This is a genomic window from Dinghuibacter sp., from assembly GCF_035492835.1.
Taxonomy (GTDB): domain Bacteria; phylum Bacteroidota; class Bacteroidia; order Chitinophagales; family Chitinophagaceae; genus Dinghuibacter.
Window position 1 is genome coordinate 1 of sequence record NZ_DATJIY010000239.1, and the last position, 22,320, is coordinate 22,320.

Below are 22,320 nucleotides of genomic sequence, written 5' to 3' on the forward strand. Positions count from 1 at the left end.
TTTCGAACGCCCGCTCATCGCCTTTGTACATTACCGGCAGAAGAAAGGGTTCGTTCATCGGCCGCCGGTTTTACGCCAGTCCCACACGACCATATCCCAGTCTTGTACAGGCCCGCTGAATGTTTCGACCACTTCGAATCCAACCTTGGCGTGCGCCTTGGACGATCGCGGGTTGGCGGTGGAAATCTCTGTAACGAGCAGGTCGTAGGTTTGCCCAAATATTTCCCGGTGACCGGTGTATAGCCGTTGCACCACTCCTTGCCCCCGGTAAGGCGCCGCAACGCATATCTGCCCCATGATGTAATGACGGTAATCCGACAAGGGACGGCCGTCGTACATAATCGTACCCATTCGCTGCACCATCTCGCTCATGATGGGATACACGGATTCACAGGCAGCGGTCAGCGTAATCGCGTAGCCCGCCAGCGTGTCGCCATCCATAGCCACCACGGAAGGTGCGATCCGGTGCAACGCGCGGAGGATCGGAGGCGTATATACCCAGGTGACGAAGCCTTCACGGGCCCGCGTCTCGGGAGAAATTTCGGTTGCGAGGTTCGCCCGCGACAGATCGGCGATCTGGTCCAGCTCACTATCGGATCGGACGGGTCTGACGGTCAACATTGATCGGAATCGAAAAGGGGTAATTGAATCTTGAGGGCAAGGGCCTTCTGCCGGCGGCGCAATTCCTTTGAGCTGACCGGCAGCGACTCCGCCACCGGACTATTGTCTTGCGCCGGCCGTACGACGCCGTCTGCGTTCCAGCCCACGCCTGCTTCCCCCGAAAAAGAACCATCCACGACGAACACCCCCGTCTCTTCATGGCGGGACGCCACGATGATCTCGGTACCGCGGGCTTCGGTCTCGAACAGCGCCTGCACCAGCTCCGGGCGGTTGTTATCCTCGGATAGGTGGGCAAGCAGCAGGTGACTCAAAAAGGCGGGTCGGTACCGCGTAAACAATTCGAACGCCTGCCTGTTCGACAGGTGCCCCTGCCCTCCTCGGATGCGCCGTTTCAACGGAAACGGATAACGCCCTTCTTCCAGCAGCCGCTCGTCGTAGTTCGTTTCCAGAAAAGCCGCGTGACACTGCATGAAATGCCGGACCAGGTTGTCGCACACCACGCCTATATCGGTAAACACGCCCACCCTTACCGTCGCCGAAGCCACGACGAAGCTAAACGGGTCGCTGGCGTCGTGCGCCTTGGGAAACGCCGTCACGGTCAGCGAACCGATCACAACCGGTCCTTCCAGGATTCGCACCAGCGGCCGGTCCAGGGACACGTGCGCCCGGGTCGCCTCGGTGATATACACGGGCAGCTTATACCGCCGGGACAACACCTGCACGCCACGGATGTGGTCGTCGTGCTCGTGGGAAATAAAGATAGCCTTTACACGATCCAGCGGGAGGCCCAGCCTTTGCATCCGCGACTCGATCTCCCGGCAGGAGAGCCCCGCGTCCACGAGGACCGCTTCCTGCTCATTGCCTACATAGTAGCAATTGCCGTTACTTCCGGAGTTGAGTGAGGCGATGTGGAGGGACATGCGGACGAAGGTACGGCATTCGACCTATACAACTCCTAGGAGCCGTCTTCGTTGGTCGTACCGATCAGCACGACCGGTGTGCCGAAGTACAATATAGCGGGATTGCTTTTTGGACGTGCTTGTTTCATGAAGGCAAAGTTGCCGCCTTCCCTTTGCCCTTGAAACCCGCTTCTTGCGCTCTTGGCTTGATCGTTACAAGACCCAGCAGCGCCGCCAGCCAGGCAAAGGCCGCCGCGATCCGCATGACCTTTACATATACGTCGACAAATCCGCTCCGGTATATGGCCCTGACCGACGCGGCTACCGGCCCGCTAAGGGACGAGGGTGGTTTTGCGTTCCCCAGGTTCACCGCCTGGGCCAGCACCGCCTGGCGTGTCGGTGGATCGAGGGCCAGCGCGCCCACGCGTCCCTTTAGAGAAGCCGTGAAGAGCAGCACCGCCAGCAAACCGAGCATCGCGTTGGCAAACACGTTCGCGATCCTGGTCAGCGCATTGTTGACGCCCGAAGCGACGCCCGACATCTGGTCGCTCACCGCGCCCATCACCGCCGTCGTGAGGGGCGCAACCGTACACGCCATCCCCAGCCCGAACACCATGACGCCCGGGAGAAAGGTCGTCCAGTAAGCCTTTGGCCCATTGGTCTCCCGCACGAACGACAGCAAAAACAACCCTGCTCCGGCCAAGGCCGGTCCGCCGACGAGGAACGGCTTTGGGCCGTGTTTGTCGGCCAGGCTGCCCGCCAGCCGGGAACAAAGGATCATCACCACGGTAAAGGGAAGGAACGTAAGCCCGGACTGAAGCTGGCTGTATCCCTGGGCCTGTACCAGGTCCAGCGAAAGAAAAAGCATAGCCACGCCCAGCCCCGCATACAGGAAAAACGTCAGCAGGTTGGTGCCCGCAAACGTACTGTTGGTGAAAAGGTAAAGGGGCATCATCGGGTGGCGGCTGTTTTTTTCAATGAAAACAAAGGCCACGAGCAAAACCAGCCCGCATACCAGCGATAGGATGACCCAGCGGTCTCCGATACTCGTATTGGGGATGCGCAGACAGCCAAAGGTCAGCAGCGCCAGCCCAAAAGCGATCGACGCCGCACCGGGTAAGTCCAGCGCAGGGTTCGCGCCATCCTCCCGGCGTTCCTGCACTTTTCGCCACAGCATCCAAAGCGCCGCCAGACCGATAGGGATATTGATAAAAAAGATGAACCGCCACAACCCCGCGTCCGCCAGGGCGCCGCCAATAACGGGGCCGCCCATCGTCACCACCGTCGTGATCGCGGACCAGGTGCCGATGGCCTTGCCTTTTTCCTTGTCGTCAATGGATGAAGAAATCAGGGACAGGCTGCCGGGGATCATCAGCGAGCCGCCCAGCCCCTGGAGTGCCCTGAAACCGATCAGCCAGGCGACCCCTGGCGCCAACCCGCTGGCGGTGGAACCCAGAATAAACAGCGCGATCCCGATCATGAAAACCTTCTTACGTCCCAAATGGTCGCCCAACGCGCCGCCCACCAGGATCAGCGAGGCCATCATGAGCAGGTAGGCGTTGAGTATCCAGAAGATTTCGGTGCCCGAGGCGTTGAGGCTTTTTTGAAGGGAAGGCAGCACCACATTCAGCGCGGTGCCGTCGATAAAACCCATGGACGAAGCCAGGATGGCCGAAGCCATTACCCACCGGCCTTCAGCGCTGCTCAGGGAAACTGTTGTCATATTTGTGAGGGCGATACGCCGTACCTCGCTCCGCAGGCCTCACACGCGCGAAGGGGATACGCCGTACTTCCTCTTAAAGGTAAAAGAAAAATGGGAAAGGTCCTCGAACCCGAGGTCGAGATAGACATCCGACGGCGCTTTCCCCTTTTCTTTTATCAAATAGTGCGCTTCCTCCAACCGTCGCTGCTGCAACCAGCGGCTCGGCGACGTATGGAATATCCGTTCGAAATCCCTTTTAAATGTCGCCAGGCTGCGCCCCGTCAGGTAAGCAAACCTTTTTAGCTCCACGTTGAAGTGGAAATTCCTGTTCATGAATTCCTCCAGGTCGATCTTCCCAGGTTCGGCAAAGTCGAACAGCACCTCCCGGGTCCAGGGGTCCTCCTGGAGCAATACCAGCACGGCCTCTTTCAATTTCAGCGCCACGAGCGGCGCCAGCATCACCTGATCCTCATATGGCGTAAGCGAATCGAAGTAGCTCTTATACACGGTGGACTGTCGTAGCTGAAACAACGGTCCGCCCTCGTGGGTCTTGCCCTTTTGCACGCCCAGCTCCACCGCCAGTCGTTTCAACAACGCCTGTTCCAGGTACACTGATACCGACCGTACGGCGCCGCCCTCCGGCGGATACTTCTTGAACTTTACCAGCTGGTTTCGCCTCGACAACCGGAAATCGCCCGGTTCGCAACTGTATTCGCGGTCGCCGTCGAACAAGACGACCCTTCCCGATATCTGGTAACTGAACACGTGCTCCGGGACGAACTGCTCGCCTTCCCTGCTGTACGCGTAGTAGCAGGAATAGACGATCGAATTCTTATGTGCGGAAAGGGTCATAGGCCGTTAAAGATACTACGCTTTCGTATTAAGCAACCGCTGCGCCGCCTCGGTCTCCAGGAAGTTCGTAGCCTCGTCGTGGTCCGTCGACCGGCTCACCGCTTCCCATTGCTCCAGCTCGGACAATTTATCCATGTCGGCATTCCGGGCGAGCGCCACCGCCTCGCTGCCGAGGACCAGGTGTACCGGTGGATTGGGGTTGTACGCCAGGTCGACCATGACCCGGGCGGCCTTGTCCGGGTCGCCCATGGGGACGTATTGTCCACCCGCCAAAAACTTCCGTATAAAACCAACCGACGCCTCATAACCCTCTACCTCCGGCGCAAACGTCATCGATGACCCGCCCCAGTCGGTCCGGAAACCGCCAGGTTCCACCGCCGTCACCCGTATCCCGAGCGGCGCCACCTCTTTGTTCAGCGCCTCGGTAAAGCCACCCAGCCCGAATTTTGCGGCCTGATAGATCGACAATCCCGCATTCCCTGCCCGGCCGCCCACCGAGCTGATCTGCAGGATCCGCCCCGACCGTTGCCGCCGCATCACCGGCACCACCGCCCGCGTCACCGCGATCGGCGCGTACAAATTGGTTTCCAGCTGGCTCCTCACCTGTTCTTCGGTAAATGCCTCCGCCGCGCCGGTTACCCCGAAGCCGGCGTTGTTTACGAGGACGTCGATACGGCCAAACGCCTGCAAGGTGGCGTTCACGGCGTCCCCGATCTGCCCGCCATCGGTCACATCCAGGGCCAGCGTCAATACCTGGTCCCCATATTTATCCTTGAGATCCTGTAACGACTCCGGTTTACGCGCCGTTGCCGCCAGCCGGTCGCCCTTGGCCAGCACCGCTTCCGCGAGGCTGCGTCCTAAACCCCTGGAACTTCCCGTAATCAACCAAACTTTTGACATAGTAGATTTGTTTTAGAATACAAAGTTCAGCCGCTTCGACCCCACGCAGGTTTGTTGTACGGCTCAGATTTGGTATAGTAAAAAGCTCACCACAATTTTGACCTATGCGCATTTTGATCGCCCCCAACGCTTTTAAGAACAGCCTCTCCGCGCGCGACGCCGCGCAGGCCCTCCAGGAGGGGCTTACGAGCAGCCGCCTGGAGGCGCAATCCACGACTTTCCCCATTGCCGACGGCGGCGACGGCACGGCCGACCTCCTGACCGACCGTCTCCAGGCCACCCGCGTCGAAGTCCCCGCCCAGGACCCGCTTGGCCGCACTATCGCCTGTGGCTATGGGCTGGCGCCGCGTTTCGCCGCGCCGTCCGACACAACCCCGGCCCCTCTCTCCTCCGTGACCCGGCCAGTGGCGGCGCTCGCGTCCGGCCTCACCGCCCTCATCGATATGGCCTCCGCCTCCGGTATCCGTTTGCTGCGACCCGACGAATACGACCCGCTCCGCGCCACCAGCATCGGCACGGGTCAGCTGCTCCACGCGGCGATCTCCCGCGGCGCCCGCCAGATCCTGCTCGGCGTCGGCGGTTCCGCCACCGTCGATGGCGGCGCCGGCATCCTCCACGCCCTCGGCGCGCGTTTTCTTGACGCTTCCGGAGCCGTCTTGTCGCCCATCCCCGCCCAGCTCATCCACCTCGACCGTATCGACCTCACCCAACTCTATCCCCTGGTGCGCGATACCCGGATCATCGTCCTTTGCGACGTCGACACCCCCCTGTTGGGGGATCGCGGCGCGGCGCCCGTTTTCGCGCCCCAGAAGGGCGCGTCGAAGGAGGTGATATCCGTGCTCGAGCAAGCCTTCCAGCGCATAAGCCAGGCCGCGCACATCGCCGGCTCGATCGCCCCCTCCACCATCGCCGCCCATGCCGCATCGGCCGATGCGGCCCTCGCTCCCTTTACCGGCGCCGCTGGCGGCGCCGCCTTCGGCCTTCATCACTTCCTCCGCGCCGAACTCGTGCCGGGCGCTAACTTTTTCCTGGAGGTCGCCGGTTTCGACGCCTTTTTGAAAAACGCCGACCTCGTCCTCACCGGGGAAGGCCGCCTTGACGCACAAAGCCTCCGGGGCAAAGGTCCCGTCGTCGCCGCCAAACGCGCACAAACGATGGACGTTCCCGTGATCGCCCTGGCCGGCAGCATCTCCACGGAAGACGAGGCGCGCCTGCGGGACGTTTTTCATACCCTTATACCCATTACCCCCGGCCCTTGTAGCCCCGAAGAAGCCCTCGCAGGTGCCCGCGCCAACCTCGTCCGCGCCGCCCGTGCGTTGGGTGACACGCTCTCGATAGCCGCGTCGCCCTCTCGATAACTATATGAACCCCAACCGTTCAGGCCCGAACGATGGTGTATCGAAACCGTACAGTACCCCCATGCGATATTCCTGACCATCAATACGTTACCCAACGGCGTATTTTTTGAGCATCCAACGCTTGTAACAATTGGCGCCGGCCGCTCGTCTTACGCTGAAAACTTTCTCGCATGTTCAGGAACCTTCTTCTCGTTGCCGTCCGCAACTTAAAAAGGGACGGATGGTACAGCTTGTTAAACATACTGGGTCTGACCATCGGCATTACCTTTAGCCTCCTGCTGATCTTTTATATCAAGGACGAGCTGAGCTATGACCGCTACCACGAAAAGGCCGACCGGATCGTCCGGATCGTGGCCAACATCAAGGAGCCTTCCAAAGACACCATGCGTTGGGCCAGCAATCCTTATCCCATGGGACCGGAGATGGTCAAGGACTACCCCGAGGTCGAGGATGCCATTCGTTTTGTCGGCAATGGGAAGATGATGCTACGTGAAGGCGACCACCGGTTTTACAACGACGATTCGTATTTCGTCGACAGCGGCTTTTTCCGCGTCTTTACCTACAAGCTGCTGGAGGGCAATCCCAATACGGCGCTGGTCGAACCAAAGTCGCTGGTGCTGACCGAGTCGGTAGCGAAAAAATATTTTGGCCAGTCCACCGGGAACCTCGGCCGCACGTTGCTTGACGACAGCGGCGCGGTATACAGGGTCACCGGCGTCATGGAGGACGTACCCAGGAATTCGCAGCTGACTTTTACCGTCCTGATGTCCAATACGACGCTACCCCTGCACTTTTCACCCAACTGGGGTTCTTTTAACTTCAACACATACGCGCTGCTCAAGCCCCACACCAACCTGGCGTTGTTCAACGAAAAGCTCAAAGCGATCTACCCCAAGTTCATGGCCCCGATCTTTTCGCAATTCAATATCAAGATCCGGATGAGCGCGCAGCCGCTCACCGCTGTCCACCTGCATTCCGAAGACATTGCCGGCCCCGGCGACGTGGGGAGTATGTCCTACATCTATATTTTTGCGGCCGTCGCGCTCTTTATGCTGCTGATCGCCTGTATCAACTATATGAACCTGACCACGGCGCGCTCCGCGCGCCGCGCCAAGGAAATCGGCATCCGCAAGGTCACCGGCTCCACGAAATCCCAGCTGGTCATGCAGTTCCTCGTCGAGTCCACGCTGTGCACGGTCCTCGCCCTGCTGGTAAGTATGGGGCTTATTGCGCTGTTGTTGCCGACGTTCAATACCCTGGCGGGAAAATACATCTCGTATAGGATGCTGCTCGAACCCAGCACCTTCCTGATCCTGCTGGGGATCATCATCTTTGTCGGATTTTCGGGCGGCAGCTACCCGGCCCTTTACCTATCCCGTATGAAACCCGTGAGTATCCTGAAGGGCGCGTTGTCCAAGGGCTCCAGCAACGTCGTGTTGCGGCGGACCCTCATCGTCCTCCAGTTTTCGATCTCGATGACGATGCTCATCTCCACGTTTATCGTGTACAAACAGCTGAAATACCTGCGCAACATCGACATGGGCTTTCACAAGGAACAGGTCGTGAACATTTCCGTCAACGCCAGCAACGACGTCGGCAGCAAGATCACGGCGTTCAAAAACGAGATCCGGAATACGCCCGGCGTCGTTGCGACCAGCACGTCCGAGTCTTTACCCGGTTATGGCAACAGCTTTAACCTGTTTTCGGTCCAAACCGAGAACGGGTATATGGATAAAGGCGTCGACGTCTACGCGGTGGATGAAGACTTCTTCAACACGCTGGGTATAAAAATGACCCAGGGCCGTAACTTCATCGGCCTGCCGGATACCCTCCGGCGCGTCGTCGTCAACGAAAACCTCGTGAAATTCTTTGGCTGGAAAACCGCCATCGGCAAGCACATCAAATTCCCCGGCGACACCAGCGGCCGCTTCCTGGAGGTCGTCGGTGTCTTCAAGGACTTCAACCAAAAATCATTGTACAGTCCGATGGCCCCGCTCATCCTCCTGTATCGCCCCCACAACTATAACATACAGTTAAAGCTCGATGGCAAGAATATCCCCGCTACGATGTCCGCCATCGGCCGGGACTGGAAGGGCATGTTCCCCGAGATGCCCTTCGAGTACGCCTTCCTCGACCAGGAATTCGACAACCAATATGCCGCCGACCAACGCCGTGGTAAGATCTTTACCGCCTTCTCCATCCTCACCGTGGTCATCACCTGTCTCGGTCTGCTGGGTCTGATCGCCTTTACCACCGAACAACGTCAAAAAGAGATCAGCATCCGGAAAATCCTCGGCGCCAGCCTTTCCGAGATCATCCCCCTCATCACCCGCAACTTCGTCTATCTCGTGGGCCTGTCCTGTCTGATCGCCTTCCCCGTATCCTGGTGGTTTATGCGCCATTGGCTGGACAACTTCTCGTACAATACCGGGATGACCGTGGCGCCCTTCATCCTATCCGCCCTCGCTGTGCTGTTTTTAACGCTGCTCACCGTGATCTACCATACGGTGCGCGCCGCGCTCGCCAATCCGTCGAAGTCCTTGCGGACCGAGTAGATCACCGCCCCCCGACGGCCTTGATCACCGCGATAATATCTTCCTCCCCGAGGGCCGGCTCCGCGTCCGTGTAGGTACGGTACGCCGTATCCGCCAGCGGCGTATCCAACCCCTCCCCTTTCGCCAACCCAAGGTCCTTGGCGATATGCTTCAGCGCGAACGCCGCCTGGTAGTTCTCCTTCAGGATCGCGTCTCCCTTGATCTTTGCAAACACATTGCTCATGGCGCTGTTGTTCACGATCGTCAGGAAATCCTCCGCCCTCACCCCATGCTTCCGCGCAAACACCACCGACTCCGCCAGCCCCTGCGCATGGATCGCCAGCAGCACGTTGATCGCCAGCTTGGCCGTATTCCCCACACCCGTGCCGCCGACGTTCAACACCAGCTTACCCATCGCCGACAACACCGGTTTCACCCGCTCGAACAGGTCCGCCTCCGCCCCCACCATCACCACCAACGTCCCCTCCTCCGCCTGCTTCACGCTCCCCGACACCGGCGCATCCACATAGGCCCCGCCTTCCACCTTTGCCATCGCCGCCATCTCCCGGCTCACTTCCGCCGACACCGAGCTCATATTCACATAAATCTTATTCCCTCCCCCCTTCAACAACCCATTCTCACCCGTAAACACCGCCCTCGTCGCCGCATCATCCGACACCATAACAAATACAATATCAGCCGCTTCCGCAACTTTCGCCGGCGTCTCCGCCACGGCCGCCGCAACCGCCACAGTCGCCGCCTTCGCCCTGTTCCGGTTATACACAGTCACCCCATATCCAGCCCCGAGCAACCGGCTAACCATCGGCACCCCCATCTTTCCAAGGCCGACCCATCCAAGTTTTACCATCTCCATTTTCGTTTGTTTAAAGCAAATATAATCGTATCTTCGCCGCCCCAAAGGCGCCCTCCGGGCCCATTCTTTGGGAAGTACCCTGCCCAATAGTATAAAGGTAGTACGTCAGATTCTGGATCTGAGTGTCTTGGTTCGAATCCAGGTTGGGCAACAAAGCTGGTAGCAGCAAGAGGAAGTCAGCCGCGCAAGCGGCTGGCTTTTTTTATGTCTGACTGTAGCCGCCGAGCTTGCTCCGGCGGTTATCCTTACTCAATTTCGTGTAGGATGTACAGGCAAAGTCGCGTACTTCGCCGGGTTCGCCGTGGCCGCAATACCCCCCGGAATCAGGACAACGCGGTAGTTATATACATACGTTCCATTGTCGCTCCCGATGTATTTACCCGTCGTGGTCTGCGGGGCTGCGAACCCGGGCGGGTTTACGCCGGCCGGATAATCCGATAACCAAAATTGCAACAGACCCGTCTCGATTTGAAAGAACATGAATTCATTTTCACCGGCCGGTCCGCTGCTGGTTTCGTAATACCGAAGAATGGAGAGGGCATTTCGTACAGGCTGTAATCGAAAGACGGATTGGGTTCGTCGGGACCTGTTATCTCGGTGCCGCGCTCGAAATAGACAAGGATAACATACGTGTCCAGGACCGCTTGGGTGAGCTCCGGGAAATTGATCAGATAACCATCGACACCGCTACCTGCGTTATACCAGCTGCTTCCTTGAAACGCAACCCAAGGATAATAAATGACATTGGCACTCCCCGCGGGACCTTGCGCTCCGGTGGCGCCCCTTAAATTAACCGCCGTTCCCCAACCAGAAGCCGTTTTTGGACCATACAATAAGTCATTGACGTTATCGAAGTAGTAGTCACCGACCACGCCGATAGTTGAGGCCGGCGAGCCACTTCCCGAATAAATCTGACTTCCGGGCGCACCCGCCGCTCCTGTCGCTCCCGTAGCGCCTGTTGCCCCTGTTGCCCCTGTCGCTCCCGTAGCACCCGTTGCCCCGGCTGAACCTGTTGCCCCAGTAGCTCCGGTCGCCCCCGCAGTACCAGTTGCCCCCGTGGTTCCCGTATCACCCTTCAAGGAAAAGGGACTCCCCCATCCCGCGTCCGTCTTGGGCCCATACAAATTCTCGGTAGAAAGGTCAATATAAAAATCGCCGGTTCTCCCCAGGGACGCCGACGGCGCCCCTTGCCCATTGAGAATGGAGGCGCCGGCAGGACCCCCGACACCCTGTGCGCCGGCAGGGCCGGATGGGCCAGCGGGACCGCCTGCACCGCGCTGGCCGGTTTTTGTGCAGCCCATAGCCAGGGCGAAAACAGCGCAAATCAATGCGAGTCGTTTCATATGCCGAAACTATCCAAGTTGAATACGTGCCGGGGGAAAATGAATGTAAACGACCGGAAAAAGAGGGCCAACGACCCAACTCTGGGGTATCACCTCATCGACAAAGTGACGATATCCTCGATTTGCTAATGCAACCGATCGACATGTAATTTGCGGGTCGGGTAACGTAAAATCAATACCGGCCAGCCTGCGTATCGAAAGCGGACAATTTCAATAGCCCTTATTTATATAAACGTCAGATAAGCAGCGCCTTGCCAAACCGGCATTCTTTTAGTTTCTCCAAAAGACCAATAACCCGGCTATGTTCAAAAACTATGTCAAGATCGCATGGCGTAATCTTATTAAAGACAGCCAGTTTACCTTTCTCAATGTAGTGGGCCTGTCGGCAGGTCTGGCCTGTACCATGCTGATCTATTTATGGGTGAGCGATGAATGGAAGATGGACCGTTTCAATAAAAAGGACGGCCAGCTTTACCAGGTCATGGAAAATCGCAAACAGGCTTCGGGCATCTGGACCGCGCAAACTACTTCTGGACTGATGGCCGATGCCCTGGCCAATGATATGCCGGAAGTACAATACGCGGTCAGTACCGCCAGCGAGAATAATGTAATATTATCTCTCAATAATGAAAAGAATATCCGTGCCGATGGCCTGTATGCCGGCAAGGATTTTTTCAAGGTCTTTTCTTACGACCTGCTTCAGGGGGACTCGAACCAGGTCCTTGTGGGGAAAAATTCCATTGCCCTTTCGGATGACATGGCCACCCGTTTGTTTGGCAGCACGGTTGATGTGATCGGCAAATCCATTGAATTCGAGCACGAGCCACATCCCTATACCGTCACCGGAATTTTTCAAAAACCGGATAACCATTCTTCCGAACAATTCGATTTCCTGCTGACCGATGATCTATTAAAGGATAAGGACCCCGGATTCCAGGATTGGGGTTCTACATTTCCACATACCTATGTAATCCTGCGGCCAGGCGTTTCCGTAACAGCCTTAAATCAAAAGCTCGTAAACTATCTCAACAGGAAGACCAACAACGGGATACTTTACCGTACCCCGTTCATTACCAAATTCTCGGACGCCTATCTGTACGGTCGCTATGAAGATGGCAAACAGGTCGGCGGTCGTATTGAATATGTCCGCTTGTTTTCTATTATTGCCGGGGTCATCCTGCTGATTGCCTGTATCAATTTTATGAATCTTTCCACCGCTAAAGCGGCCGGTAGGGCTAAGGAAGTTGGCATCAAGAAAGTGATCGGCGCCGGCAGGTTTACGCTGGTGTTGCAATATTTCGGTGAATCGCTGCTCATGGCTTTTGCTTCGCTCGTGGTTGCCATTTTGCTGGTCGTGCTTGTATTGCCGGCTTTCAACGGGATCACGGGCAAACAGCTAACACTAAATCATCCGGCCTTTGATTTGATCTTGTGGACATTGATGATCCTGTTTGTTACGGGGTTACTCGCCGGGAGCTATCCTGCCTTGTACCTGTCCGGGTTCAAACCCGTCATGGTCCTGAAGGGCAAGCTCAAGACCGCTACCAGCGAACTCTTTGTGCGTAAGGGTTTGGTGGTATTTCAATTCTCCCTTTCGGTGATCCTGATTATCGCCGTGATAGTGGTGTACCAGCAGATCCAATTTATCCAAACCAAGAAGCTGGGTTATGACCGTGACAATGTCCTGGCATTTTACAAGGAAGGAAAATTATCCGATCCTCTACAACAGGAAAGCTTTTTGAATGCTGTCCGGAATATCCCGGGTGTCGCGCAGGCCTCCTGCATCGGGCATTCCCTGGCCGGGCATAGCGGCGGAACATATGGCGTGGTGTGGGCGGGGAAGGATCCCAACGACAGGACAGAATTCGAGGTCATGAACGTCGATTACAATTTTCAGGATGTGCTCAATATCGGCATGAAGGAAGGACGCCCCTATTCCAGCGAGTATGTGGGAGACACCAATAAGATCATTTTCAATGAAGCCGCCGTCAGATTCATGGGTATGACCAGTCCCATCGGTCAAAAAGTTACCATCTGGGGTAAGGACCTCGAGATCGTCGGGGTCATGAAGGATTTTAATTTTCAATCCCTGCATGAGAAGATCAAACCACTTTTCGCCAGGCTGAACCCAAAGGATGCCTACCGTTTTATGCTGAAGATCAAACCCGGCAATGAGACCGTTGCCATAGACCAGCTGCAGAAACTATACAAACGGTACAATCCCGGCTTTCCGCTCAATGCCAGTTTCCTCGATGAGAGCTATCAGCACTTATACGCTTCCGAAACCCGGGTATCCGTTCTTTCCCGTTGTTTTGCCGGCCTGGCCATCCTGATCTCGTGTCTGGGACTGTTTGGTCTGGCAGCCTTTACCATCCAGCGCCGGAGCCGGGAGATCGGTATCCGCAAAGTGCTCGGTGCATCGGTAGGCGGAGTGGTCCTGCTACTCTCCAGGGATTATCTGAAACTGATCGGCCTCTCCATCCTGATTGCCTTCCCGCTGGCCTGGTGGATGACCGGGAATTGGTTACAATCTTTTGTCTATCATATACAGCGCGGCTGGGGCATATTCCTGCTGGCCGGGTTCCTGGTAATCCTGCTGACTTTTTTTACCATCAGTTTCCAATCGATCAAGGCTGCATTGGTCAATCCTTCCAGGAGTCTGAAATCGGAATGATCTCATCTTATATTACAAGCTCTTTCGACATTGCGCCTGCAGCCGGATGAGGAGAATATTTTCATCGAAATTCAAGATAGTTTCTACAACACGCCCGACGGAGGTAATCCTGGTTACGCCGCCCGTAAGAATTATTTTTTATTCGCCCTCGTCTCCTTCAAAAACTCCTCCGGCGTATATACCGGCAATGCCGACATCGCCTCCTTCTTCAGCTGCTTATCCCTGCTGATAAAATAATCTATCCTGTAGTTCAGCGCTGCATAATACTGCAGCGCATCTTCGGTATCCCTGATCGACGAGTGCAGCGCCGCGAGCACCTCCTCATGTGTAATGTCGATGCTAATTAAATCATTCAGCAGCGCCACCAGGATTTCCCTGGCCTTGGTAGTGCCAAAGGCCTTCTCCAAAAAGTACCCAATGGTGTGGATAACGGAGGGGGTTACGTATCCTTGAACGCGCCCGCTGATGACCAGGGTCATCACCTCCCGGGCCACGGCATGGTGTTCCCGTTCCAGTGTTAAATCCAGCAGGACATTGGCGTCCAGAAACACCCTAGAAGCCATACTTCGACGCTCTTTCCCTATAGTATTCGTCCGTTGCGTCCACGGGCTTTTTACCCTTGGGCTTCTCCAGCTTGTCCAACACGTCCAGGACGCTTGTCCTCTTCGCCGGCCGGGTGAGTGTCTTGAGGTAGGTCTCAACCATATCCGAAAGACTCGTCTGCTTTCCTGCGGCATACGCCTTCGCGTCTTCCAGCACCGTATAGTCGATGCTCAGGTTCAATCTGGTCTTCATACTTCAAAGATACGCACATTTTAGGATTATGCGCATACATACGCCGTGATAAGGTTCGTCATGTATAAACACCTATCAATCAATTTCTGGCATTAATTCACTATCTTCCCCAAATGCCCCCTGCTCCTCTAACCGCAACAAAAACTACCCGCATCCCCTCCATCGACCTCCTCCGCGGCCTCGTCATGCTCGTCATGGCCATCGACCACCTTCGGGATATGCTGCACCTGGGTCACCCCAACCCTACGGACCTCCAAACGACGACGCCCGCGCTTTTCTTTACCCGGTGGATCACCCACTTCTGCGCCCCCACCTTCGTCTTCCTGAGCGGCATTTCCGCTTTTCTGGCAGGGCGGAGGCGAACCCACAGCGAGCTCGCCGGCTTTCTGATAAAACGAGGTTTCTGGCTGATCTTCGTCGAGCTCGTCATTATCAATTTCGCCACATCGCTTGATCCGGCGTATCACCTGATCGTCCTCCAGGTTATCTGGGCGATCGGCGCCAGCATGGTGATCCTGGGGCTGCTGGTCTGGGCGAAGGCCAGCCCAAAAACGATCGGCGTCGTCGGGCTCCTCCTCTTCGCCGGCCACAATGTCATCGACCTCCTGCACGACAAAACCGTCGATACAAACGTCGCCTGGCGGCTCTTCTTTTCCGCCAGCGGCTTCAGCACCGTGGACCGGATATCACCGGGTCACTTCCTGATGATTGCCTATGCCCTCCTGCCGTGGACAGGTGTCATGCTCATAGGATATGCCCTCGGAACACTATACACCAAGGACGCCAAAACAAGGAAAAAGATTTTGACGACCATCTCTCTGACGATGCTCGCCGTGTTCATGATCCTTCGCGCTTTCAATATTTATGGCGATCCCGCGCCCTGGTCGGCACAAAAGAACGCAGCAACAACCATCATCTCCTTTTTGAACGTGACCAAATACCCCTGTTCGTTACTATACCTCTGTATGACCCTAGGGGTGTCGATCCTGATCCTGGCCAACACAGAAAAGGTCAGCGGCCGGTTCTCCCGTATCCTGATCGTCTACGGTAACGTCCCCTTTTTCTACTACGTCTGCCACTGGTTCCTTGCCCAGGCGCTGACGGTCGCCCTTTTTTTCTCGATGGGTCATCACCTCGACGAAGCCTACAGATCCGAATTCCCCTTCAGCCCAAACAACTTCGGCGTCTCGCTCGTGGGTCTATACGCCGCGTGGCTGTTCCTTATCACGCTGATGTATTTCCCCTGCCGTTGGTTTTCAAATTATAAGAAAACACATACGCAGTGGTGGTTGAGCTATCTCTAACCTAAAACAAGGATACTGGGTTCAATTTGAGGAATTCCTGCCAGGGAATCCCATCGTTCCCAATCAGCAGCACCCTATGCGGATCAAATTGTTTCTGAAAAGCGACAATGCCGGTTCTTGACCGGACGCCTCCGCTTTTTATTTCCAATCCGATAACCAGCCCTTTCCGTTCCAGTACAAAATCGACTTCATCGTTATGATCCCGCCAGTAAGAAACAGTAAAACCATCGGTAAGGGAATGATTGATTATGTGAGCGCCAATGGCACTTTCTACCATTCTTCCCCATTCGTTGGGCTTGACTTGTATTTCTAAAAATGCCTCAGCACTTTGAGCGCTGATTAGGGCCGTATTGTGTACTTGAAATTTGGGGCTTGATGATTTTTTATAAATCAGATTCCCTGAATATTTTTCAATACCAGCCAATAGTCCGGCGGTATTCAATAAATCAAGGTAGTGGGATAGGGTTGTTGTATTTCCGGCATCCTTAAGTTGCCCCAGCATCTTGGTGTACGATAAAATTTGACCGGAATAACTACATCCTATTTCAAAAAGCCGGCGCATAAGCGCTGGTTTGTCGACCCTGGTCAGCATAAGGATGTCCCTGGATACACTCGTTTCGACCAACGACTGCTGAACATAGGCTTTCCAGCGATCTTCGTCCTCAATAAGCGATGCAGACCCTGGATAGCCTCCAAACCAAACATATTGCCGGACATTCCAGCCAAAAGCTGAATTCATTTCTTCATACGACCAGTGCCCCATATATGTCGTCTCGAATCGTCCGGCCAAAGATTCGGTCAGTCCCTGTTGAATCAAAAGTCTGGATGATCCCAGTACTATCACTTTTAATGTTCTTTTATCTTTTGTGTCGGCATCCCAGTATGATTTTACTGTTTCGCTCCAGTTGTCAATTTTTTGAATTTCGTCCACCACCAATATAAATTCTGACGCGCCTTGCTGCTCCATAAGAGCCCGCGCAGTTTCCCATTGCAAACCAAGCCATCCGGTATCGGATGCGGGTACAGCATCGGCCGATACAAAATGGTATGGCACCTTTACGGATTCAAGCAATTGAGTAACCATGGTTGTTTTGCCTACCTGCCGCGGGCCAATTATGGCTTGAATGAACCGCCTGGGCTCTCTTATGCGGCCCAATATCCTTTGTAAATGAGGACGTTGAAACATAATTTTCGAATTACTCAATATATTGAGCAAATTTACTCAAAATTTTGAGTAAATGGGAAAATGGCAAGGTTTCACTTTTCTCTAAGAGTAAATCAACCAGCCGCGGCGGAAGGTTCCGCTATCTTTGCCCCCAAAAAGAATGCGCCTCCCCCTCATAACCATAGCCCTAACCCTCTCCATAGCAGCAAAGGCGCAATCCACCGTCTACGTCGTCGACTCCATCCGCGCCAAGGACCAGGTGACCCTGAACGCCGAAATGTCCACTGATGACATCGCGGACTTCACCATCATAAGGAACCAGGATAGCCTCGAGGCGCTCGGCATAGCCAACGCCAAAATGGCCGTCTTTATATTTACCAAAAGGTATCGAGCCCGTACCGACGAAGAAAGGGCCGTCCCGACAAGCGACCTGATGCAGCAATCCGGCGACGAGGCCTACTGGCACGGCGCGCCCTATACGGGTAAATTCATCGACTACTATTTCAACGGGGAAAAAAAGCGCGAGGGTGCGTTAGCCAACGGGCGCCTCAACGGCGTTTTCACCATGTACTACCGGAACGGTAACGTATCCACGAAAAGGGAATACAAGGACGGCGTGCCGGACGGCCTGGAAAAACAATTCTATCCCGACGGCAGTACCCAACAGCAAGGCGATTTCAACGAAGGCAAGGAGCAGGGCGTATGGGAAACCTTTTATCCCAACGGCCAGGTGCAGCAGCATGTGAGCTTTATCAATGGGCAAATGGAAGGCGCTTCCCTGCTGTATTATTCCAGCGGCAGGCTAAAGGCCAGGGAAGAATTCAGCCAGGGTAAGGGCACGCCCGACCCGAGCCAGAAAAAACTGGAGAAGCTCTATAGCGATGGCGACGAAGCCGCAAAAAAGAACGACGATAGAAAAGCCCTCGACTTGTTCAACCGATGCATCGGGGAAGACAGCACCTACCCCGACGCCTGGTTTGGCAAGGCAGCGGTAGAATACAAGAACCAGAATTTCGACGACGCGCTGACCGACTTCAACCGCGCGCTGTCGATCGAGCCATATTTCAAGGAGGCATTGACCGGAAGGGCGCAAACCCGTATCCACAAGTATAACAAGGAGCTCCCCAAGGAGGAAAAGGCGAAGGTGTGCGCCGACCTCTATAACGCAGCCCTGCTGGGCGACGACTCCGACGAAACGCTGGCTGCGCTAAAAACGTTTTGCGGAGGGATAACCTGGTAACGGCGCCCCGTAGGGCTAAAAACGCTGTAATCGCCGATAACACCGCATTTACACGCGATTTCACTATATTAACCAGATGAAACCGCTACTATTGCTGTTCGGCCTGCTGCTTCTCATCGCCACCGAATTCCTGCGCATCTACTATATCATGCCCTTCCCGGGCAGCCAGCAGGAAAACACCGTCCAGCTCGCCTATTGGATTCACCGCCACCGCGTATTGTTGAGGATCATCGGTTTCTGTCTGGTCGCGTATCCGCTTTGGCACTACTTCAAGGTCTCCAGGACCTTTGCGCGCGCCCTGCTCTTCCTCGTCGTGGTCTTATATGCAGGCATCTTCTTCCTCTTCAATTATCGCTTCGAGGCCGATAAGATGTTCCTCGAAACCAAAGCGACCATATTCAAAGACGCTGCCACCAACAAAGTCCCCGAAAAAAGGCTCGCCCTCGGGCTCGTCATCAATGGCCAGGCCCGCGCCTACCCCATCGAGGTCATCGGCTACCACCACCAGGTCCGGGATACCGTGGGGGGCGTTCCCGTGCTGGTCACCTATTGTACCGTGTGCCGCACCGGCCGCGTTTTCAGCCCCGTCGTCGACGGCCGCGCCGAAACCTTCCGCCTGGTCGGTATGGATCACTTCAACGCCATGTTCGAGGACAATACCACCAAAAGCTGGTGGCAACAGGCCACCGGTCGCTGTATCGCCGGCCCGCTCAAAGGCCGCCAGCTGACCGAATATCCTTCCACCCAGTCCACCCTAAAAACCTGGATCGCCGAGTACCCCGACGCCGGCATCCTCCAACCCAACCCGGTCTTCACCGCCAAATACGCTGGACTCGCCACATATGACGATGGCAGCATCCCCGGTCACCTCGAGCACCGGGACTCGGCGTCGTGGCATTTCAAGTCGTGGGTAATCGGCGTCCACACGCCGACCGCCGACAAAGCCTACGATTGGAATAATCTGGCAAAAAACCATCTGATCCAGGACACCGCCGTCGTTGTTTATCTGGCTCCCGATACAGCCACCTTCCGCGCATGGAACCGCGACGTCAATGGTCAAACACTGACCTTTGAGTCCGCCGGCAACTCACAATGGACGGATATAAACACCCACTCCACCTGGGACCCGCTCACCGGCCGTAGCACAGAGGGCCCGCTCAAAGGCGCCCAGCTCCAAAGCATGCAAGCCTACCAGGAATTCTGGCATTCCTGGAAAAACTTCCACCCCGCCACCACAGTGGGTCAATAGTCCTGGTGACGCTGTGTATACCCGGAAGGAATCTGGAACAACGCATCCGACATATCCCGACGTGAAGCCTTCACGAGGTCCTGCCGCGTGTGCGCCGTTGGCGTCCGGAGCTCCAAAGCCACCAGCACGCCATCACACCCCATCTGGCGAAGCCGCGCCTCGACCCCGGACAAACCGGGAGAGACCACACGGTCCATCCAATCCTGACCGGAAGCAACCGCCGGTACATCGGCGCTCTTCCAGACATCGAGCGTATCGAGAACGCGCCTTTCCCCTACCATACGCGTAGTGGTGATCCGGGCGTGTACGCAGTCATAACCATCGACCTTTTCCCGGCCGGCCAGGGTGACGACGGCGGCATCGTGCCCCGAAACTGCGGATAACCGGTTGACCACGTAGGTCTTGGTGTCCTCGAACAAAGCCGTGCTTTCACCGGGACTGGCCATGTCGCCCAATACGACCGTTGCGGGGACGACGCGGGGAGATCGCCCATGCAGGACGTCGGTTTCAAACCGGGTCTTCCCGGTCGGCTGGAGATAGAGCCGCGTTACGCCACGTATCTCCATACCCTTTCCGGTGGTGGTATAGGAATATTCATAGTAAAGCCCGTTGGAGAAGGCAAAACCAAAGAATAGCGGCAACCAAAGGATGTAAGTCATGGGTGGGACCGTTTATAGGACAAAAGTGCGAATTTATCCCTATATTCCACAGCATGAAATTGACGATTGCCCCCGCCCTGGCGCTGCTCCTGGGCGCCTGCCACCCTTCCGCCCCGGAGGCGAAACCCGACTTCCTGACCGCGAACATCGACAGCACCGTAAAGCCGTCCGAAGACTTTTTCCAGTTCGCCAACGGGGGCTGGATCAAACGCACCCCCATCCCTGCTTCCGAAAGGGCCTGGGGGCTGGGGAACCTGGTCGAGGAAGAGATCTATGACCGGTTGAAAAAGGTAAACGAGGACGCCGGGAACCAAACCGCGCCCAATGGCAGCACCACCCAAAAGATCGCCGACTTCTGGTACAGCGGCATGGATACCGCGGACATTGACCGGCAGGGTCTCGAGCCGATAAAACCGCAACTGGAAGCCATACAAAACCTCACCGACATCACCTCCGCTGTAGCCGCCCTCCATCTGGCGGGCGTACGTTCCCTCTTTGGAGACGCGGTCGGCCAGGACGACAAAAACAGCGCCCAGATGGCTTACCAGCTTTACCAGGGCGGTCTGGGCATGCCCAACCGTGATTACTACTTCAACACCGACGCCCGGACCGTCGCCGTCCGGACGGCCTATACGGCTTATCTTGAGGAGACATTCACGCAATTGGGCTCGGACAATGCACAAGCGGCGCAAAAGGCGGGCAAGGTAATGGCCCTGGAAACCCGCCTCGCCAAAGCATCCCGCAAGCTGGCCGACCTCCGCGATCCCTACAGGAATTACCACAAACTCTCGATAGCCCAACTGCAGCAATTAACCCCGGCATTCCACTGGTCGGTCTACCTCGAAAAAACGGGCATCAAAAACATCGACTCGGTCATTGTCGGCCAGCCCGAGTTCTTTACCGAGCTCAACAAACAACTAAAAGAAACGCCCGCGGAGGACTGGAAGGACTACCTGACCTTCCACCTGATCCAAAGCAGCGCCCCCTATCTCGACAGCGCGACCTTCGGACGCTATTTCACCTACACCCGCTCCCTTTCCGGCGTAACCGAGCCAAAACCACGGTGGAAAAGGGTCATCGACGCCGAGCAGGAAGCGATCGGCGAGGCCCTGGGACAACTTTTTGTCAGGGAATATTTCAACGAAAAGGCCAAGCAACGCTATAGCGACCTGATCGAAAACGTACGAGCGGCCTTCCGCGATCGCATCCAAAAACTGACCTGGATGAGCGACACCACCAAACAACGCGCCTACGACAAGCTCGCGAAGATCACCAAAAAAGTGGGTTATCCTGACAAATGGAAGGACTTCAGCACCCTGACGATCGACCGCGGACCTTACGTGCTGAACATGCAACGGGCGCGTGCCTGGTGGCGCCACTACAACGCCGACAAGCTCGGCAAACCCGTCGACCGGACGGAGTGGGACATGACGCCCCAGACCTACAACGCCTACTACAATCCCTCTAACAACGAAATCGTCATGACCGCGGCCGGTTTTACCATACCGGGCATGCGGGACGAGGAACTGGACGACGCCTTCGTCTATGGTTATGCGGGCGCCAACTGGATCGGCCATGAAATGACGCACGGTTTCGACGACCAGGGGCGTCAGTACGACGCCGCCGGAAACCTCGCGAACTGGTGGCTGCCACAGGACTCCATCCAGTTTGCCCAGCGTGCCCAAAAGATCATCCGCCAGTTCGACGCATTCAACCCCGTGGACACCCTCCACATCAACGGGTCCGCCACACAGGGCGAAAACATCGCCGACCTGGGCGGGATGCTGATCGGTCTGGACGCCTTCAAAAAAACCGAGACCTACAAAAAGGGAGAAAAGATCGCCGGGTATACGCCCCTGCAGCGTTTTTTCCTGGGTTACGCGTATGGATGGATGGCCGAGATGCGGAAGGAGGCCCTGGCCAACCAGGTGATGACCGATGTCCATGCCCCCGAAAAAGAACGCACCAACGGGCCCGTCGTCAACGTCCCCGAATTTTACGAAGCCTTCGATGTCAAACCGGGCGATAAGATGTACCAACCCGATAGCCTGCGGGTAAAAATTTGGTAATAAGAAAAAAGGGGCGACCCTAAGGCCATCCCGATTAGTATGTTGATGGTTAGCAATCATCAAATTTTCAAAGATTTAAGCG

Annotated in this window: 18 protein-coding genes and 1 tRNA gene; 8 read left to right on the top strand and 11 right to left on the bottom strand. The window is 56.1% G+C overall.

The annotated features are described in order from the left end of the window. Positions 1 to 54: 54 nt before the first annotated feature. The 5 genes from VL547_RS21690 to VL547_RS21710 form a co-directional block, all read right to left on the bottom strand. On the bottom strand, positions 55 to 621 hold the full coding sequence (locus VL547_RS21690) for a GNAT family N-acetyltransferase (RefSeq protein ID WP_325581938.1): 567 nt from the start codon (positions 619 to 621) through the stop codon (positions 55 to 57). Continuing rightward, a complete protein-coding gene (locus VL547_RS21695; RefSeq protein WP_325581940.1) occupies positions 615 to 1,541 on the bottom strand; it encodes an MBL fold metallo-hydrolase in 927 nt (308 codons plus the stop codon). The genes VL547_RS21690 and VL547_RS21695 overlap by 7 nt, the downstream gene beginning before the upstream one ends. 124 nt (positions 1,542 to 1,665) lie before the next feature. Beyond that, positions 1,666 to 3,243, bottom strand: coding sequence for an MFS transporter (locus VL547_RS21700; RefSeq protein WP_325581942.1), 1,578 nt, complete (start codon positions 3,241 to 3,243; stop codon positions 1,666 to 1,668). A 39-nt stretch (positions 3,244 to 3,282) separates the two neighbouring features. Next, positions 3,283 to 4,074 (bottom strand): AraC family transcriptional regulator, encoded by a 792-nt coding sequence (locus VL547_RS21705; protein WP_325581944.1) that lies wholly within the window; start codon positions 4,072 to 4,074, stop codon positions 3,283 to 3,285. Positions 4,075 to 4,089: 15 nt separating this feature from the next. Next, positions 4,090 to 4,974: an oxidoreductase gene (locus VL547_RS21710; protein WP_325581947.1), complete on the bottom strand. Its 885-nt coding sequence runs from the start codon at positions 4,972 to 4,974 to the stop codon at positions 4,090 to 4,092. 104 nt (positions 4,975 to 5,078) lie between these two features. Between VL547_RS21710 and VL547_RS21715 the strand changes: the two genes are divergently transcribed. Further along, positions 5,079 to 6,332, top strand: coding sequence for a glycerate kinase (locus VL547_RS21715; RefSeq protein ID WP_325581949.1), 1,254 nt, complete (start codon positions 5,079 to 5,081; stop codon positions 6,330 to 6,332). A gap of 170 nt (positions 6,333 to 6,502) precedes the next feature. Then, positions 6,503 to 8,887 (top strand): ABC transporter permease, encoded by a 2,385-nt coding sequence (locus VL547_RS21720; RefSeq protein ID WP_325581951.1) that lies wholly within the window; start codon positions 6,503 to 6,505, stop codon positions 8,885 to 8,887. Position 8,888: 1 nt separating this feature from the next. Here the strand turns inward: VL547_RS21720 and VL547_RS21725 are convergent, their stop codons facing one another. Next, on the bottom strand, positions 8,889 to 9,740 hold the full coding sequence (locus VL547_RS21725; protein WP_325581953.1) for an NAD(P)-dependent oxidoreductase: 852 nt from the start codon (positions 9,738 to 9,740) through the stop codon (positions 8,889 to 8,891). 80 nt (positions 9,741 to 9,820) lie between these two features. Between VL547_RS21725 and VL547_RS21730 the strand changes: the two genes are divergently transcribed. Then, positions 9,821 to 9,891, top strand: a tRNA-Gln gene (locus VL547_RS21730). Positions 9,892 to 10,156: 265 nt separating this feature from the next. Here VL547_RS21730 and VL547_RS21735 read toward each other — a convergent pair. After that, complete coding sequence (locus VL547_RS21735) at positions 10,157 to 11,083, bottom strand: hypothetical protein (RefSeq protein ID WP_325581955.1); 927 nt, start codon at positions 11,081 to 11,083, stop codon at positions 10,157 to 10,159. A 301-nt stretch (positions 11,084 to 11,384) separates the two neighbouring features. Between VL547_RS21735 and VL547_RS21740 the strand changes: the two genes are divergently transcribed. Next, a complete protein-coding gene (locus VL547_RS21740) occupies positions 11,385 to 13,757 on the top strand; it encodes an ABC transporter permease (protein WP_325581957.1) in 2,373 nt (790 codons plus the stop codon). Positions 13,758 to 13,888: 131 nt separating this feature from the next. Here VL547_RS21740 and VL547_RS21745 read toward each other — a convergent pair whose 3' ends face one another. After that, positions 13,889 to 14,320, bottom strand: coding sequence for a PIN domain-containing protein (locus VL547_RS21745; protein ID WP_325581959.1), 432 nt, complete (start codon positions 14,318 to 14,320; stop codon positions 13,889 to 13,891). Further along, positions 14,310 to 14,552: a DUF6364 family protein gene (locus VL547_RS21750; protein WP_325581961.1), complete on the bottom strand. Its 243-nt coding sequence runs from the start codon at positions 14,550 to 14,552 to the stop codon at positions 14,310 to 14,312. The genes VL547_RS21745 and VL547_RS21750 overlap by 11 nt, the downstream gene beginning before the upstream one ends. A gap of 113 nt (positions 14,553 to 14,665) precedes the next feature. On the opposite strand from VL547_RS21750, the gene VL547_RS21755 reads away from it, so the two are divergent. Continuing rightward, a complete protein-coding gene (locus tag VL547_RS21755) occupies positions 14,666 to 15,856 on the top strand; it encodes a DUF1624 domain-containing protein (RefSeq protein WP_325581963.1) in 1,191 nt (396 codons plus the stop codon). Between the two features lies 1 nt (position 15,857). Here the strand turns inward: VL547_RS21755 and VL547_RS21760 are convergent, their stop codons facing one another. Then, a complete protein-coding gene (locus VL547_RS21760) occupies positions 15,858 to 17,042 on the bottom strand; it encodes an ATP-binding protein (RefSeq protein WP_325581965.1) in 1,185 nt (394 codons plus the stop codon). Between the two features lie 139 nt (positions 17,043 to 17,181). Between VL547_RS21760 and VL547_RS21765 the strand changes: the two genes are divergently transcribed. Then, positions 17,182 to 18,261 (top strand): tetratricopeptide repeat protein, encoded by a 1,080-nt coding sequence (locus VL547_RS21765; RefSeq protein ID WP_325581967.1) that lies wholly within the window; start codon positions 17,182 to 17,184, stop codon positions 18,259 to 18,261. Between the two features lie 76 nt (positions 18,262 to 18,337). Next, on the top strand, positions 18,338 to 19,510 hold the full coding sequence (locus VL547_RS21770; protein WP_325581969.1) for a DUF3179 domain-containing (seleno)protein: 1,173 nt from the start codon (positions 18,338 to 18,340) through the stop codon (positions 19,508 to 19,510). Here VL547_RS21770 and VL547_RS21775 read toward each other — a convergent pair. Continuing rightward, on the bottom strand, positions 19,504 to 20,169 hold the full coding sequence (locus VL547_RS21775) for a DUF4412 domain-containing protein (protein WP_325581971.1): 666 nt from the start codon (positions 20,167 to 20,169) through the stop codon (positions 19,504 to 19,506). The two genes, VL547_RS21770 and VL547_RS21775, sit on opposite strands and share 7 nt — an antisense overlap. A 53-nt stretch (positions 20,170 to 20,222) precedes the next feature. On the opposite strand from VL547_RS21775, the gene VL547_RS21780 reads away from it, so the two are divergent. Continuing rightward, positions 20,223 to 22,238, top strand: coding sequence for a M13 family metallopeptidase (locus tag VL547_RS21780; protein WP_325581973.1), 2,016 nt, complete (start codon positions 20,223 to 20,225; stop codon positions 22,236 to 22,238). Positions 22,239 to 22,320 lie beyond the last annotated feature (82 nt).